The sequence below is a fragment of the Cupriavidus sp. CuC1 genome, from assembly GCF_044627735.1.
In the GTDB taxonomy this organism is placed as follows: domain Bacteria; phylum Pseudomonadota; class Gammaproteobacteria; order Burkholderiales; family Burkholderiaceae; genus Cupriavidus; species Cupriavidus ulmosensis.
In genome coordinates this window covers 43,169-57,258 of the sequence record NZ_JBIUHC010000024.1, presented here as the reverse complement: position 1 = coordinate 57,258, position 14,090 = coordinate 43,169, and the positions used below count along the sequence as shown (strand labels likewise).

The 14,090-nt window shown below is 63.1% G+C and carries 10 protein-coding genes and 2 pseudogenes; 7 read left to right on the top strand and 5 right to left on the bottom strand.

Going from position 1 to position 14,090, the window contains the following annotated elements; genetic code table 11:
- The first annotated feature begins 81 nt into the window (after positions 1–81).
- Positions 82–990: a tryptophan 2,3-dioxygenase gene (locus ACGLHR_RS13180; RefSeq protein ID WP_400094337.1), complete on the top strand. Its 909-nt coding sequence runs from the start codon at positions 82–84 to the stop codon at positions 988–990.
- Entirely contained in the window at positions 971–1,384 is a 414-nt protein-coding gene (locus ACGLHR_RS13175; RefSeq protein ID WP_400094335.1) for a hypothetical protein, read from the top strand. Before ACGLHR_RS13180 ends, ACGLHR_RS13175 begins: the two co-directional genes overlap by 20 nt.
- Before the next feature lie 91 nt (positions 1,385–1,475).
- Here the strand turns inward: ACGLHR_RS13175 and ACGLHR_RS13170 are convergent, their stop codons facing one another.
- Both ACGLHR_RS13170 and ACGLHR_RS13165 read right to left on the bottom strand, forming a co-directional pair.
- Complete coding sequence (locus tag ACGLHR_RS13170) at positions 1,476–1,685, bottom strand: hypothetical protein (protein ID WP_400094333.1); 210 nt, start codon at positions 1,683–1,685, stop codon at positions 1,476–1,478.
- A gap of 62 nt (positions 1,686–1,747) precedes the next feature.
- Positions 1,748–2,254: pseudogene (locus ACGLHR_RS13165) on the bottom strand (VOC family protein); the annotation flags it as partial.
- A gap of 324 nt (positions 2,255–2,578) precedes the next feature.
- Here ACGLHR_RS13165 and ACGLHR_RS13160 point away from each other — a divergent pair.
- Positions 2,579–2,671, top strand: a pseudogene (locus ACGLHR_RS13160) (LysR family transcriptional regulator); the annotation flags it as partial.
- Between the two features lie 150 nt (positions 2,672–2,821).
- Here the strand turns inward: ACGLHR_RS13160 and ACGLHR_RS13155 are convergent.
- The 3 genes from ACGLHR_RS13155 to ACGLHR_RS13145 form a co-directional block, all read right to left on the bottom strand.
- A complete protein-coding gene (locus tag ACGLHR_RS13155) occupies positions 2,822–3,718 on the bottom strand; it encodes a toxin-antitoxin system YwqK family antitoxin (RefSeq protein ID WP_400094331.1) in 897 nt (298 codons plus the stop codon).
- Positions 3,719–3,839: 121 nt separating this feature from the next.
- Positions 3,840–4,511 (bottom strand): hypothetical protein, encoded by a 672-nt coding sequence (locus ACGLHR_RS13150; protein ID WP_400094329.1) that lies wholly within the window; start codon positions 4,509–4,511, stop codon positions 3,840–3,842.
- 65 nt (positions 4,512–4,576) lie between these two features.
- On the bottom strand, positions 4,577–5,950 hold the full coding sequence (locus ACGLHR_RS13145) for a cytochrome-c peroxidase (RefSeq protein WP_400094327.1): 1,374 nt from the start codon (positions 5,948–5,950) through the stop codon (positions 4,577–4,579).
- Positions 5,951–6,647: 697 nt separating this feature from the next.
- Between ACGLHR_RS13145 and imuA the strand changes: the two genes are divergently transcribed.
- From imuA to ACGLHR_RS13125, 4 genes are read left to right on the top strand one after another with little or no spacing between them, the layout of a single operon-like run.
- On the top strand, positions 6,648–7,352 hold the full coding sequence (gene imuA, locus ACGLHR_RS13140) for a translesion DNA synthesis-associated protein ImuA (RefSeq protein ID WP_400094325.1): 705 nt from the start codon (positions 6,648–6,650) through the stop codon (positions 7,350–7,352).
- Entirely contained in the window at positions 7,279–8,742 is a 1,464-nt protein-coding gene (locus ACGLHR_RS13135; protein ID WP_400094323.1) for a Y-family DNA polymerase, read from the top strand. Before imuA ends, ACGLHR_RS13135 begins: the two co-directional genes overlap by 74 nt.
- Before the next feature lie 9 nt (positions 8,743–8,751).
- A complete protein-coding gene (locus ACGLHR_RS13130; RefSeq protein WP_400094322.1) occupies positions 8,752–11,904 on the top strand; it encodes an error-prone DNA polymerase in 3,153 nt (1,050 codons plus the stop codon).
- 55 nt (positions 11,905–11,959) lie between these two features.
- Positions 11,960–12,889, top strand: coding sequence for an SOS response-associated peptidase family protein (locus tag ACGLHR_RS13125; RefSeq protein ID WP_400094320.1), 930 nt, complete (start codon positions 11,960–11,962; stop codon positions 12,887–12,889).
- The last annotated feature ends 1,201 nt before the right edge of the window (positions 12,890–14,090 follow it).

Genomic DNA, 14,090 nt, shown 5'->3' with positions numbered 1-14,090 from the left:
AGGCCTGACGCAGATGGAGTCGATGCGGTCCGTCGCAGTTCCACAAAACTCGCCTGCCCCCACCACCACAAGGAGACCAAAGTGAACGATACCGTCAAGCCCGCATCCCCGGCACCGGCCGGAACGCCAGCCGGGCATACGCCATACAGTGACTGGTTACAGACAGACGTGCTCCACTCGCTGCAGCGCCCGGTCAGCGATCATCCCGGCGAGCACGCCTGGATCGTATCGGCGCAGGTGTCCGAGCTCTACTGGATGCTGATCATCAAGGAAATGCAGGCCGCGCAGGCGCAATTGCGTGCCGATGACCTGACCGGGGCCTGCCGGACGCTGCGGCGCGTCGTCGCCCACCACGAGCCGCTCAATGCCACATGGCGCTCCATCGCGTGGATGACGCCGGTCGACCTGCTGGCCATCCTGTCCTGCGTTGGCCCGAAGTTCGGCAAGGACACCGCCCTCCAGGGCTGGACGTACCGGCAGATGGTCTACCTGCTCGGCATCAAGCAGGGGGAGCACCTGCAGCACTTCCTGCCGCAACCCCGGCGCTGGGAACAACTCAGCAGGGCGTTGGCAGAGCCGAGCCTGTATGACGACGTGCTCGCCCACCTGAGCCGCAAGGGCTTCGCCGTGCCGGCGGTGGTACTCGACCGTGATTTCAGTGTGCCCTACACGCCGGACAAGGCGGTCGAGAACGTCTGGCGCGAGGTCTACGCCGACCCGGACGGGCACCGGGAACTGCAGCAGCTCGGCGAGACGCTGGCCGATATCGCGGAGGGATTCTCCGCGTGGAAGCACCTGCACCTGATGGCGACGCGCCGGACGTTCGGCGCCCGGCCGGCCTACTTCGGCACCGAGGGCATTGCCTGGCTCCTGCCGACCATGAACGAGATCCCGTTCCCGGAACTCTGGTCTGCACGCGGCTTCATCGGCGATCCGCCCGCGGTATGTCCGCACGCCCGCGGACAAGGAAATGCCCGGGCTGCGGAGTGACGCGCTCAAGACGATCATGGAAACGGTCTACGATCACAAGATCGCGGCGCTCGAGTCCATGATCGTCAACCATGCCGGGGACGCAGGACTAGTTGCCGCCTGTCGCACCAGGATCGAGAAGGAACGAGGCGGCATTGCGGTCCGCCGCGATGCCGCATGCCAGCGCACCGCACGCCATCACGTCGAAGGCGTGTTGAAGGCGCTGGGCCGCACGCCGGGTTCCGCACCGGCCCCGTATCTCGCGGGATGCGCGTTCGCCCTTGGCGATGTGCTTTGGGGTGTCAACCTGGTGCGGCTGGCGTATCTGGGGCTCACGTCGATGTGGGACGACCTGCTACCGCCATCGCGCCGGATCGATGCCATGGCAAGCTGCGTGGAGACTGCACGAGCCTGAGCGGTTGCCATCGTGTCACCCGCCTGTGGCGATGCAGGAATCGGGCGGAGACTGCGAGTCTCCGCCCTTTTTTACGATCAGGCTTTTACTTTCAGGCTGCCACGGGCTGCGGCTGGACGTGCAAGGCACGGGCGATGGTCGTCACCCTGCGGCCCTGGAACCGGGCAACCGCCAGGTGATCGTCGTCGGGCTTCACGGCGTCACGGTGCGAGACGTGAGTCGCGCCGTACGGAGTGCCGGCCTTGAACATCGCCGCGTCGGCATAGCCCAGCGGCACGATGATCAGGCCCAGGTGCGCCATGGGCGCGTAGGTCGCCAGCAGCGTGGCTTCATTGCCGCCGTGGCGCGAGGACGTCGAGCCGAAGATTCGGCGACTTCCCGCAGCGACAGCGTGATGCTGTGGACGCCGCGGATGGCATGGGCTTCGGGGATATCGCTGGCCACGCAAGCCGGACGCGAATCGAGATCCGTTTCGACGAGATCGAACTCGATGCCGCACGGATGTTGGAACCGCTGGCGGCGCTCTCCGAAGCGCTCGACGATCTCGCTGTCATACGGCACGTCCATGGCATCGAAGCGGCTGCGCCAGAATTCGAGCGAGCCCTTGGGAACCGAGTAGTTGATGACCCGCACCTGGCCCGATCCCGGACGCGCCATAACGCCCCGCTGACGGAACGGGAACGACGTCACCAGGGTCCCCGGATCGCCATTCGCGTTGCCATAGTAAAGGTGGTAGATGGGATCCTCGCCGTCGAGAAGCACGGTCTTCTTCACGAGGCTCTGCCCGAGCAGCTTGACGTAGAAGTCCACATCCTCCTGTGCGTGCCTCACGCCGAGGGTCAGATGATGAAATCCCTTGAGCATTAACATTGTCCTCTCCAGTTTGAAATAGGCATGTAGAAACAGCACATAGCCGCTCCTGTGCAACAGCTTATGACGGCAGATACCGATTGGGCAGCCGTCACGGGTTGTACGCAGGGTTCTGCAAACTTGGACAATGCCGCCCTGTGAGGCGCGGTGCTCGAGGTGGCGCCGGATGGGCGATTCCCGAGGCTGTCGGGACGCAGACGCGGCACGGCGCCAAGGCTTGCCCGGGTGGCAGTGGGCGCCAGCGCTGGAGTATGATCGGGCGTCGCCCACTCACCCCCGCAACGAACGCAGCCGGCACTGGAATGGCCGGCGAGTCGCCATGCCATGCTAGATCTGAAGGACGTCCATTACTTCGTGCAGGTGGTCGACCGCGGCGGATTCACCGCGGCTGGCGAGGCGCTCCGGCTTCCCAAGTCCCAGCATGGCCAGCCAGATCAGGCTCAAAGAAAACCAAAGCCGTTGATTGAGGGTTATTCTTGGAATTCCAGTCATGATCTCGTTTTGGCTGGCACATCGGAGCTTGGTTTGCACGAATTGCCTCGCGCCTCGCCAGATATTAGAGCTCGGTCACGGCCCGAAGCTGGATCGTGCCTGTATGCCCCACCGTCCATCCTGCAATGTCAGCACGTAAAGTGATTCGTAGGTTCCAATGATCGAGTCGTCACTTCTGTACCTCGTGTAGCTGAGTGCGTAATGTGCCTTGTAGCTGTTGAACTGAATCAGATCCCTCCGAATCCATCGGCTGTATTTCCAGTCATCCTCTTCTTTTAGCCTGACGAACAGGTCCATCGGATTCTGGCCAGGCGCCTCGTAGACTTTGAACTTTCCGTCAGCCAACCGAAGATGAGGGAAATGCATCGTTGCATCCATGCCCCTCGCATCGTGTTCGTTCAGCGCGTCCATGAACCTGTCGAGCGTCGCCATGCACGCGGCGTGAATCTCTTCCTTGTTAGCAATCATCATTTTCTCCTGTTCAATTTCCAGACAGCCCGCAGACGTCGCGAAGATCGAAACGCGTCTGCGCGATGACCCGAACCTCGGCGTCTTGGTAAACAATGCAGGCACCGCATTGCCGGGCACCTTCATCGAACAGAGCAGTGACGACGTGACGCGATCTGTCAGCCCGTCGCAGAAGGGAAACTCTGCGAAGGCTCCTCCTGGCCAGTGTCGGACCAAAATCGCCACGTTCCCGTTCTCCTTGCCGCCAACGAAGTAGCCCTCGGCCGCCGGTACACCGTTCGGATGGTAATCTCGCCAGAGTCCTTCTTCTTTCCCTTCGACATACGTCCCCTCAGAGAGAATCGAGCCACTCTCTCCATAGTGAACAAATAGTCCATGGCGAAGCCATTTACTTCCATCCGGCGCGATCACGCGCGCGTAGCGATAGCGCACGTGTCCCGAGTCGTAGAGAATCTCAGCAATATCAAGGTTCGAGGAGGCGTTCGTCAGGCGCTCGTTCGGCAAGTGGAAATAGGCATTCTAGCCTTCGTCAACGACCGCTCATGGCGACTGATCGTCGTGGAGGCGGGTTAGGCGGCGCCACGTCGAACGCATCGTGGCCGCCTATACCAGTCACGCCGCGGCTTTAGTCGTCGAACAGCTCGTTCGCCACCCAGCCGTTCGGCGTAAGGGTAAAGCCTTCGCGCAGTTGCATCGTCCCCGCGCCTTCGATCACCCGAGCGATAATCGGAAACACGCGTCGCACGTCGGGCGAGCTGGTCCACGGCGCTGGATCGATCTTGTACGTGAACGTCACTACGGTCTTCGTCTTGCCGTCGCGCGTGAGTGGAGGTTCCCAGCCGATGATCCGGTCGAGCAACAGCTTCGCCACGCAGAAGTCGGCCGAATGCGTGATGCGACTCGTCGCCGTTGCAATGATCACCGGCTCGTGCAGGTAGTATTTCATGCCTTCCGCGGTCAGCGCATATTCGCGCGCTCTCAGCATCACGGTGCCGTCGTCGGTCTTGCGGATGACCATTGTGTCCTTCGAGGTGACGAGGCCAAGCTTTTCGAGCACAGGCATCTGCACCGCGTCGCGGTCTCCCACCTGCGGCTCCACGCTGGTCACGTCGATCGGCCAGTCGTACTTCGCGAGGCACAGGTTGCCCCGATGCGCGAGATAGTCGTTGAGCGCAGCGGTGAGATTCGTCATGTCAGCCGCCTGCATGTCGTGGCAGCCGGCAAGCAGGAAGCTGCCCGCAGCGCACGCCGCGCTGATCGCGGTCCGGACATACACGGTGTGTTGCTTTATCGCCATCGTGTTCTATTCGTTCAAGCCGTGCGAACCCGACAGAACCGCGCCATGACCTTGAGCGCGTCGGCTCAGTTAACGCAGGGCCCGCTGGTCGGTCGGCTGGCCGACAGCTGGTATCCGTCGGTCAGCGTGCCGAGGAAGCAGACCAAGTCCCGCACCTGCTGCTCGGTCATCGGTGGCGTCGAGCCGGCAGGGCGGCCGTCGAGCGGCACCTGCGTATCGATGTTGCCCCGATACGCCGAGGGCAGATCGTTGAACTTCTGAACGGTGCCGCCCGTGTATTGCGTCGTTACCAGCCCGTAGGTTAGGAAGTTCGGCGACGGCGTTGCAAGGGGCCTCCCGCCAACCGTCGGATACCAGATCTCAGGGTTCGTATCGCGCGTGTTGTAGAAGTGCACGACCTGCAGCAGCGAATGCATCACGCCGTTATGGAAGAACGCCTGGCGTGTGGCCACGTTGCGTAGCGTCGGGGTCTTAAACAGCCCGCAATATACGTCCGGCGCACCCGGCGAGCGCGGCATGTGATCCGTGCGTTCCGGCCCGCACAGGCCCATGTCGAAATACGTGGAATCTGCGTTCGCCGCGATCTCCGGATTGCGCGGCACGCCGATCGCCTCGAACATGAAGTCGGTGAAGAGCGCACTGCTGCCGTTGAAGCCCGCGCCGGGGTAGTGGCACGCGGCGCAGTTGCCGCTGTGGGCATTGCTGAACACGATCGCCCCCCGCATTTCGGCGGCCGTGAGCGTGCCGCCGATCTTGTTCTGCGCATACAGATCGTACTTGCTGCTGTACGGGTGGAAGCTTGGCTCTTCGATCTGATATGCCTGCAGCGCTTGCCCGATGTCGTTGAACGCCGTGGTCGTATCGTTGAACACGTTTGCCCCGAACGCTTGTCGGAAGGGCGCCGCGGTTGGACCGGCTTGCACAGCAGCCACCACGGCGGCCGGCGAAGCGTTGTCCATCTCGACCGGATTGAGTAGCGGCACGGCGGCCTGCACTGCAAGCGTATCGGCACGGCCGTCCCACATGAAACCACCGCCGGGGCTTGGGAGGCTCACGCCGTCCGGATTGACTGCCGAATCCGAATATGCCGGCGTGGTTTCTTTATAACGCAGCGATGGCACCGCGCGCGTACCTGGAGACTGCAGGTCGGGCCCGCCCAACTGCACCGCGAGGCTGTTCGGCGGCCCGTACGCGTAGCCAGGATCATGGCAGGTTGCGCATGACATCTTGCCCGAGCCTGAAAGAGTCTTGTCGAAGAAGAGCTGGCGGCCGACTTGGGCTACGAGGCTGAGCGTGGCGGTCGACGGCGACAGTGATGACCCACCTGGCGCAGAGGTGTCCGAGCCCGACGACAACGCGGGGCTCGATCCGCCACCGCTGCGGCAGGCAGTCAAAGCGAGCGCGAGCGCCCACAGCGCGCTGGCAATCAGTTTGCGCATCTCGGATTCCTTTCGGGCGACACTCGATACATCGCTGCAGTTCGGATCACGCTTGACCACAGTGCTGGCGCGCAGACGACCTTGCACGCGAATTGCCTCTTGACTCTCTTGAAGATAGGTAGCGAGATCCGACGAGGCAAGTAAGGTCGGGCGACGTCCCGAGTCAGAACGTGCGAAAGGGCACATTTGCAATAGTTAGCGTCCGATTCGCGCGATTTTCCGGCGGTTGAGAAAGCAGCAGCGACCAGGGCAGCAAGACGACTCCTACATTTTGCTTACTCGCGCAACTTCGACCATGAACTCGATCGAGATCCGCTCCCGTTATGTCATAGGCTTTCCTGAGTAATCGAAGCCAGGCCCTACATCAACTGCGGTAGCCATGTAATTACCCAATAGCGTGCGTTAGACGCGGATGGCCGCTTCGAGCAGCTCAGCGGCCGATGTCCACTATTGCAACAAACGTCGCATTTGGGTCGAAAGCGCCCGTCCATCATCCCCTTTGAGCAACACGCGCTTGCATGGGCTGCGCGGCAATCCAGCTAAGTCCGGTTTTCAATCCAGCAAAGCGCGCACCTAGTCCGGCCAATTCCGGGTACGCACAAATGGATGGGTGCGCCTCGTAAATCACATTAATCTCGGGTCGCGCATACTGTATAAATATACAGTACACTGGCTCTTAGCTACCCACGAACCAGCCATGGCCTGCCCTGCCCCCGAATCCATCCACCCCGCCCTCTGGCGAGCCTCGCAGTTGGCTCGGGCCGCCGGTCGCACTGTAGCGACCGGTTATCCCGACCTGGCCCGCGAATTGCCAGGCGGCGGCTGGCCAACCGGCACGCTGGTCGAGTTCCTGATCAGGCAGGCGGGCGTGGGCGAAATGCGGCTGCTTCGACCTGCCATCGTCGAGGTATCCAAGCGGCCCATCGCCCTGATTCAGCCGCCACATACCCCTCAGGCTTTGGCCCTGGCCAACTGGGGGCTGCCTCCGCAACAGTTACTCTGGATTCGCAGCCAGCGCACGGCAGACGCGCTATGGGCTGCCGAGCAGCTCTTACGCGCCGGGACCTGCGGTGCCGTGCTGTTCTGGCAGCAGCACGTCCGCAATGATGCTCTGCGCCGCCTACACCTCGCAGCGCAGTCCGGCGAAACCCTGTTCTGCCTGATGCGGCCGCTGGCCTGCGCGCGTGACGCCTCACCGGCGCCGCTGCGCATCGGCATCGCGCCGGCCGCCGGCGGCGTCGAACTCACCTTCATCAAGCGGCGCGGTCCGCAGCAAGATAAGTCTCTGCTCGTCTCGCTGGAGCCGTCGCCGATCCTGCTTCACCGTCATGTTGCGCCTCTGGATTTGCCTGCACCTGCCCTCCCTATCCCTCGAAGTGTTCCGGCCGAGCTGGTCCACTGAGCTCGCCGTGGCGGTGCTGGAGAAGGAACGGGTTCATCTTGCTTCGCGCATGGCGATACAGGCGGGCATTCGCCTGCAGATGCGCCGTGGCGGTGTGCTGACGATGGCCCCGCAGACGCTCCTCTACGACCGGGCGCCGGCGAAAGAGGCCGAGGCCTTGCGGGCGGTGGCCATGGCGCTGCTGCAGTTCTCGCCGAACGTGGTCGAAGCGGAAGAGGCCTCGGTACTGGTCGAGGTGTCGACCAGCCTGCGGCTGTTCGGTGGTGGGCCCAAGATGCGCCGCCGGATCCGGGACACGGCTCGGGCGCTTGGCTTCACGACGGCGCTCGGTTGCGCGCCCACCGCGCAAGGGGCGTGGCTGCTGGCGCGCGCCGGCGGCGGTACCGCGCTGAAGGCCGAGTCACTGGAACGCCAGGTTGCTGGGCTGTCCGTCGGCACCCTGCCACCGGCACGCCCCTATCTCGAATGGCTGGATGGACTGGGCTGCCGCACGCTGGGCGACGTTCGCCGACTGCCCCGGGCCGGCCTGCAGCGGCGCTGCGGTCAGGCACTCAACGAGGCCATGGATCGCGCCCTCGGTCAGGCGCCAGAAGTGTTCGATTGGATCGAGGCGCCGCCCACATTCAGCGCACGGGTCGAGCTGCCGGATCGCATCGAGCATGCCGAAGCCACCCTGCTCTATTCCCGCAGCCTGATCGTGCAGATGATCGGCTGGCTGACGGCCCATCAGCTGGCGGTGACGAAGATCACGCTCGAACTGCAGCACGAGCGCGGTCGGGAAGCCCTGCCACCAACGGTAATTGAGATCGCACTGGCCGAGCCGACCTGGAGCGAGGACCACCTGTTGCGACTGCTACGTGAGCGTCTGGCGCAATTGCAGGTCGACGCGCCGATGATAGCCGTGCGCCTGACCGTGACCGACGTCCAGGCCAAGGCACCCCCCAGCGAAACCTTGTTCCCGGAGCCCGGCGGCACGCCGGAGGACCAAGCTCGCGTGATGGAATTGCTGACGGCGCGACTTGGCGCCGACAATATCCTGCGCCCCGAGATGCGGGCGGACTATCGTCCCGAAGTCGCCAATGCCTGGGTGCCGGCCGTCGGCAAGCCTGGACCTGCTGTCGACGCACCGCGGCTGCCGCGCCCAAGCTGGTTATTGGACAAGCCGATCGCATTGCTGATCCGCGATCATCGGCCGTTCTACGGCTCGCCGCTGCGGCTGGTCTCCCCGCCGGAGCGCATCGAGGCGGGATGGTGGGCGGGCGAGGTGGTGACGCGCGATTATTACGTGGCCGAGGGCCGGGATCACGCGCATTACTGGGTGTACCAGGAGCGTATGGGTAGCCGTGAGGGCGACGAGGCGCGGTGGTACCTGCACGGCCTGTTCGGGTGAGGCAACGCCATGGATTCCCTGCTGACCGGCGGCGGCCTACCCGACTACGCCGAGCTCCATTGCCTCTCGAATTTCTCGTTCCTTGACAGTGCTTCGCGCGCCGAGGAACTGGTCGAGCGCGCGGTCGAACTCGGTTACAGCGCCCTGGCCATCACGGACGAATGTTCGCTGGCAGGCATCGTCCGCGCCCACACCGAGGCCAAGAAACACGGCCTCAAGCTGCTGGTCGGCGCCTTCTTCCGGCTGGTCAATGCCGACGGCAGCCCGGCTGTCTCCTTCATCGCGATCGCGCGCAATCGCGAAGGCTACGGCAACCTATGCGAGCTCATCACGCTGGCCCGCACGCGGACTGCCAAGGGCGCCTACCTGCTGACTCCGCGCGACCTGGATGCACCCGAGGCACCCTACGCGCACCTGAGGGGCTTGCCCGACTGCACCCTCATCTTCACACCGGACTACTGCACACCGGCGGACCGGCTAAATAGCCAGGCCGCCTGGATCACCGCCACGTTCGCCGGACGCGCGTGGATCAGCCTGAGCCTGTTGTACCGCGCGATGGACGACTTCCACCGCGCCGGCGTGTTGCGGACCGCGGCCGACAACCATCTGCGCGTGGTGGCCACCGGCCACGTACTGATGCACGTGCGCTCCCGCAAGCCGCTGCATGACGTGCTGAGTGCCATCCGGCTGCGCACGTCCGTGCCCGAGTGCGGATATCGCCTTACGCCCAACGCGGAGCAGCACCTCCGCTCGCGCCTGCGGCTGGCCAACATCTATCCGCACCGGTTGCTGACCGAGTCATTGCATATCGCCAACCTAAGCACGTTCTCGCTGGATGAACTGCGCTATGAGTACCCCGGCGAGGTCGCGCCCGATGGGGTCGCGCCCGCCGACTACCTGAGGGATCAAACCTACATCGGCGCTCATCGCCGCTTTCCCCAAGGGATCCCGTCGAACGTCCAGCGCCAGATAGAATACGAGCTCGAGTTGATCAGCGATATGCAGTACGAACCGTACTTCCTGACGGTCTACGACATTGTTCGCTTCGCCCGTTCCAACCGCATCCTCTGCCAAGGCCGCGGGTCAGCCGCGAACTCTGCTGTGTGCTATTGCCTTGGCGTCACGGAGGTCGATCCCGCGCGCGGCAACCTGCTGTTCGAGCGTTTCATATCCAAGGAACGTGGCGAGCCGCCTGACATCGACGTCGATTTCGAGCACCAGCGGCGCGAAGAGGTGATCCAGTACCTGTACGCCAAGTATGGACGCGACCGCGCGGCGCTCGCTGCGGCCGTGGCCACCTATCGGCCGCGCAGCGCGTTGCGCGAATCCGGCAAGGCACTGGGTGTAGACCCGGCAATCGTCGACATAGTCGCCAAGGCGCACCACTGGTTCGATACCAAGGAGGACCTGCTTAAGCGTTTCGCGGAAAGCGGTGTCGACACCGAGAGCGAACTGACCCAGCGGTGGGCCAATATGGCGATGCAGCTGCTTGGTTTCCCACGCCATCTTTCCCAGCATTCTGGTGGCTTCGTGCTCGCCCGCGGCAAGCTTTCACGCCTGGTGCCGATCGAGAACGCAGCCATGCCGGAGCGCAGCGTCATCCAGTGGGATAAGGACGACCTCGACGCGGTCGGCCTGCTCAAGGTGGACGTCCTTGCACTTGGCATGCTGTCCGCCATCCGCCAGGCACTCGACCTGGTCTCGGAGCAGCGCGGGGAGGTTTTCGAACTGCAGGACATTCCCGCCGAGGATCCCGCCACCTACGAGATGCTCTGCCACGCCGACAGTGTAGGTGTCTTCCAGGTGGAGTCGCGTGCCCAGATGTCGATGCTGCCGCGGCTTCGGCCGCGCACGTTCTACGATCTGGTCATCGAGGTGGCCATTGTCCGTCCGGGCCCTGTCCAGGGCGGCATGGTCCACCCCTACTTGCGGCGGCGCCAGGGCAAGGAGGCCGTCAGCTATCCCAGTCCAGCCATGGAGCAAGCGCTGTCGCGCACGCTCGGCGTACCAATCTTCCAGGAACAGGTCATGCAGGTGGCGATGCTGGCGGCCGGCTTCACAGCGGGCGAGGCCGACCAGCTCCGCCGTGCCATGGCCGCTTGGAAACGCAAGGGTGGCCTCGAACGCTACTATGACCGCATCGTCTCCGGCATGCTGGAACGCGGCTACGAGCGTGAATTCGCTGAGAGCATTTTCCGCCAGATACAAGGATTCGGCGAGTACGGTTTCCCTGAGAGCCACGCAGCCAGCTTCGCGTTGCTGGTCTACGCTAGCGCCTGGCTCAAATGTCATGAGCCTGCGGTGTTCCTATGTGCGCTGCTCAACAGCCAGCCGATGGGCTTCTACAGCCCCTCGCAACTGGTGCAGGATGGCCAGCGGCACGGCGTAGAAGTGCTACCCGCCGACGTAAGCGTCAGCGGCTGGGACTCGACCCTCGAGCCGCGTGCCTCCGGAAAGCCCGCTGTGCGGTTGGGCCTGTCCCTGCTACGCGGCATGCGGCAAGAAGCTGCCCGGCGCGTCGAGCAAGCCCGGGCAGTTCGCCCGTTCGACACCACGACTGACCTGGCACGACGCGCCGGCCTGGATCGCCACGACATGCAAGTGCTGGCCGCAGGCAATGCGCTTCGTATGCTGGCGGGCAACCGGCGCGAAGCCTTGTGGCAAGCACTGGTGGCAGTCCCTGACAAGGACCTGCTGCGGCCCGCTGACATCACGGAAGAGAATCCGTCGTTGCGTGCCCCCAGCGAAGGTGAGGAAATCGTGGCGGACTACCGCGCTACAGGCCTGACTCTGAACCGCCATCCCCTCGCGCTGCTGCGCAGTCAGCTCGCAGCGCGACGGTTTGAAACAGCCGCAACACTGGCGACCTTCCAAAACCGCAAACTCGCGCGAGGATGCGGTCTCGTGACCGTGCGGCAGCGGCCTGGCACCGCCAAGGGCGTGCTGTTCATGACCATTGAGGACGAAACCGGTACGGTCAATGTGATCGTCTGGCCATCGGTGATGGAGCAGTTCCGCAAGGAGGTGCTCGGCGCGCGCCTGGTAGGCGTCTACGGCCAATGGCAGTGCGAGGGCGAGGTGCGCCACCTTGTGGCGCAGCGGTTGGTCGATTTGACGGCACTTCTCGGGGGCTTGGAGACCAGCAGCCGGAACTTCTGCTAAGGATAGGCGTATCCTTCCCATAGGTCATTCCTGACGATAAAGGAGCGTCCCCGTTATGTGTTACTCCGCGCAAATCGAGGCCGACTTCCGAAAATTCGAGCGCGAGTATGGCGCGATCCTGAGCTACCGCCGCTTTGTCGAGTTGTTTTGGGAGAAGCGCCAAGACGGCGGCTGGCAGAAGATCCCGAAGGCCATGCGCGACGCGTTCCGCCAACCGCGCACGGAAGAAGAGAGAGAACTTCTCGAACTGGTTACCACAGCGGACAAGGAACAAGCAAACGCCTTCGAAGCGGAGTTGTTCCAGCAAAAGACTCGCCTGTCGGGAGCCGAGCGCGCGCTGGCGACGAAGCCAACCAAGAAGGCGGAAAGCGATCAGCGCATCGCCACCGACAAGATCGCTCGGGCGCAACGCAACCTTGCGGACCTGCAACGCAACACACCGCTCGATCGCGATGCGCGCATCTTTCCGGGCCACTATGCACCGGTCATGATCATGAAGAACGGACAACGCCTCATCGTTCCGATGCGGTATCAATGTCGTCTGCCTGGCTGGACGGAAGCGATGGAGAAACAGAAGCCCGGAACCTACAACGCCAGGCGCGACAACCTGGACAAAGCATGGCGCAAGCTGTTCGGCTTTCAGCACGGCCTCATGGTTATCACCCGCTTCTACGAGAACGTGGAGCGCGAGGGGGAGAACGTAGTCTTGGAGTTTAGCCCGCAGCCCTCGCAAGACATGTTGGTGGCTTGCCTTTGGTCCTACTCCAGGGGCTCCGACGGTGAGGCAGACCTATTCTCCTTTGCCGCCATCACTGATGAACCGCCGCCCGAAGTGGTTGCGGCGGGTCATGATCGCTGCATTGTGCCAATCAAGCCCGAGTACGTTGACGCTTGGCTAGTTCCGGATCCGCACGACCTAGCCGCTCAATACGCGATCTTGGATGATCGCGAGCGCCCTTTTTATGAACATCGCCTTGCCGCGTAGGCTTTCCAAAGGCGGCCTGCTGATCTTGGAGCGCGCTGCAAGCGCCAAAGGAGAGACGAAGTGAACCAGAACCAAGCGGGCGGGAAACCGAGCTTAGTCGCGATCGCCGCGCCCCCTATCGCGCCGATCACCCTGGTCGCCACCGCGGTCCCTTCGGCCCCGCCCCTCGTGATCCCCGTCATGGTCCCCGCGATCGCGTCCGCCGTAGTATCCGCCGCGGCCGTACCCATCGTACGGAGCGACAACACAGCCGCTCAGCAGCGCAGCGGCAGCAATTGACAACACCAGAACGTATTTCATAAGACTTTTCCCCTCCGGGTATTGGATGTGTCGGAAGGATACCCACTGCGCAGGACTGCACATGTAAGCAATCGTATCAAGTTCCGAGGGGGTGAAAGCGTGATCCATTACCCGCTCCTACTTGACATTGCAGCTGCGCTGATCGGCAGCGTTACTTTCCGGGTCCCAAGGACTCCAGCCACCACCTTCACCACCGGGGCTGAGCTCGTCACCATAAAGAGAGGAAGCGCAGAACCAGAACAGTGCGACGTAAGCAGCAAAGATCAAGGCGCACGCCATAACAACGGCAAGAAGGATTGTCATAAGTCGGCTACCCGAAGGCCATCTTGGGCTCCTGCAGCTTACCGATCCGGTCTGATGCCGATTGCAAACAATTGTCAAAACACAGCCGAGGTGCTCGCATGATCCGCCGCAAATACAAGACGTTCGAAGTGACGTTGCGACTCGACCACGACGCGATCCTCGCGTGACGGCCATGGTGCACCCAGGCCAGCTTGGCTTTGCAATCTGAAACTCCATGCTGATAGCCGTTATCGGCATGGACGGTTGCGACAAAAAGCCGCCCGCAGGCGGCTGCACCTTTACTTCGGGAACCGCAACGCCGCGGGGTACGAAGAGACGACGCTGCTTGATCTCTCTCATCGATGGAAATCGGCGGGAAGTCTGCGCGGGACGCGCCTGCGAGGTTAGCCCTTCAGCACCGCTTCCACGAGTCCAAGGACTGTGGTGGACGCCTTTGCGACACCCTCCACCGTGCGACATTCGCGCTCACGGGTCTGTAGACGTTCTGACAGTTGCGCCAACACTCATCGCGGGCAGAGCCCTCTTCCTTCAGCGGATCACCCAGCGTCTCTTGAAAACACAGGTACAGGTCGTCTTGCTGCCTTGGCAACCGCAGGAA

Coding starts and splice junctions, on each gene's coding strand:
- ACGLHR_RS13175 (WP_400094335.1), top strand. CDS start 971: ATGCCCGGGCTGCGGAGTGACGCGCTCAAGACGATCATGGAAACGGTC.
- ACGLHR_RS13170 (WP_400094333.1), bottom strand. CDS start 1,685: ATGGCGCACCTGGGCCTGATCATCGTGCCGCTGGGCTATGCCGACGCG.
- ACGLHR_RS13150 (WP_400094329.1), bottom strand. CDS start 4,511: ATGGCGATAAAGCAACACACCGTGTATGTCCGGACCGCGATCAGCGCG.
- ACGLHR_RS13145 (WP_400094327.1), bottom strand. CDS start 5,950: ATGCGCAAACTGATTGCCAGCGCGCTGTGGGCGCTCGCGCTCGCTTTG.
- imuA (WP_400094325.1), top strand. CDS start 6,648: ATGGCCTGCCCTGCCCCCGAATCCATCCACCCCGCCCTCTGGCGAGCC.
- ACGLHR_RS13135 (WP_400094323.1), top strand. CDS start 7,279: ATGTTGCGCCTCTGGATTTGCCTGCACCTGCCCTCCCTATCCCTCGAA.
- ACGLHR_RS13130 (WP_400094322.1), top strand. CDS start 8,752: ATGGATTCCCTGCTGACCGGCGGCGGCCTACCCGACTACGCCGAGCTC.
- ACGLHR_RS13125 (WP_400094320.1), top strand. CDS start 11,960: ATGTGTTACTCCGCGCAAATCGAGGCCGACTTCCGAAAATTCGAGCGC.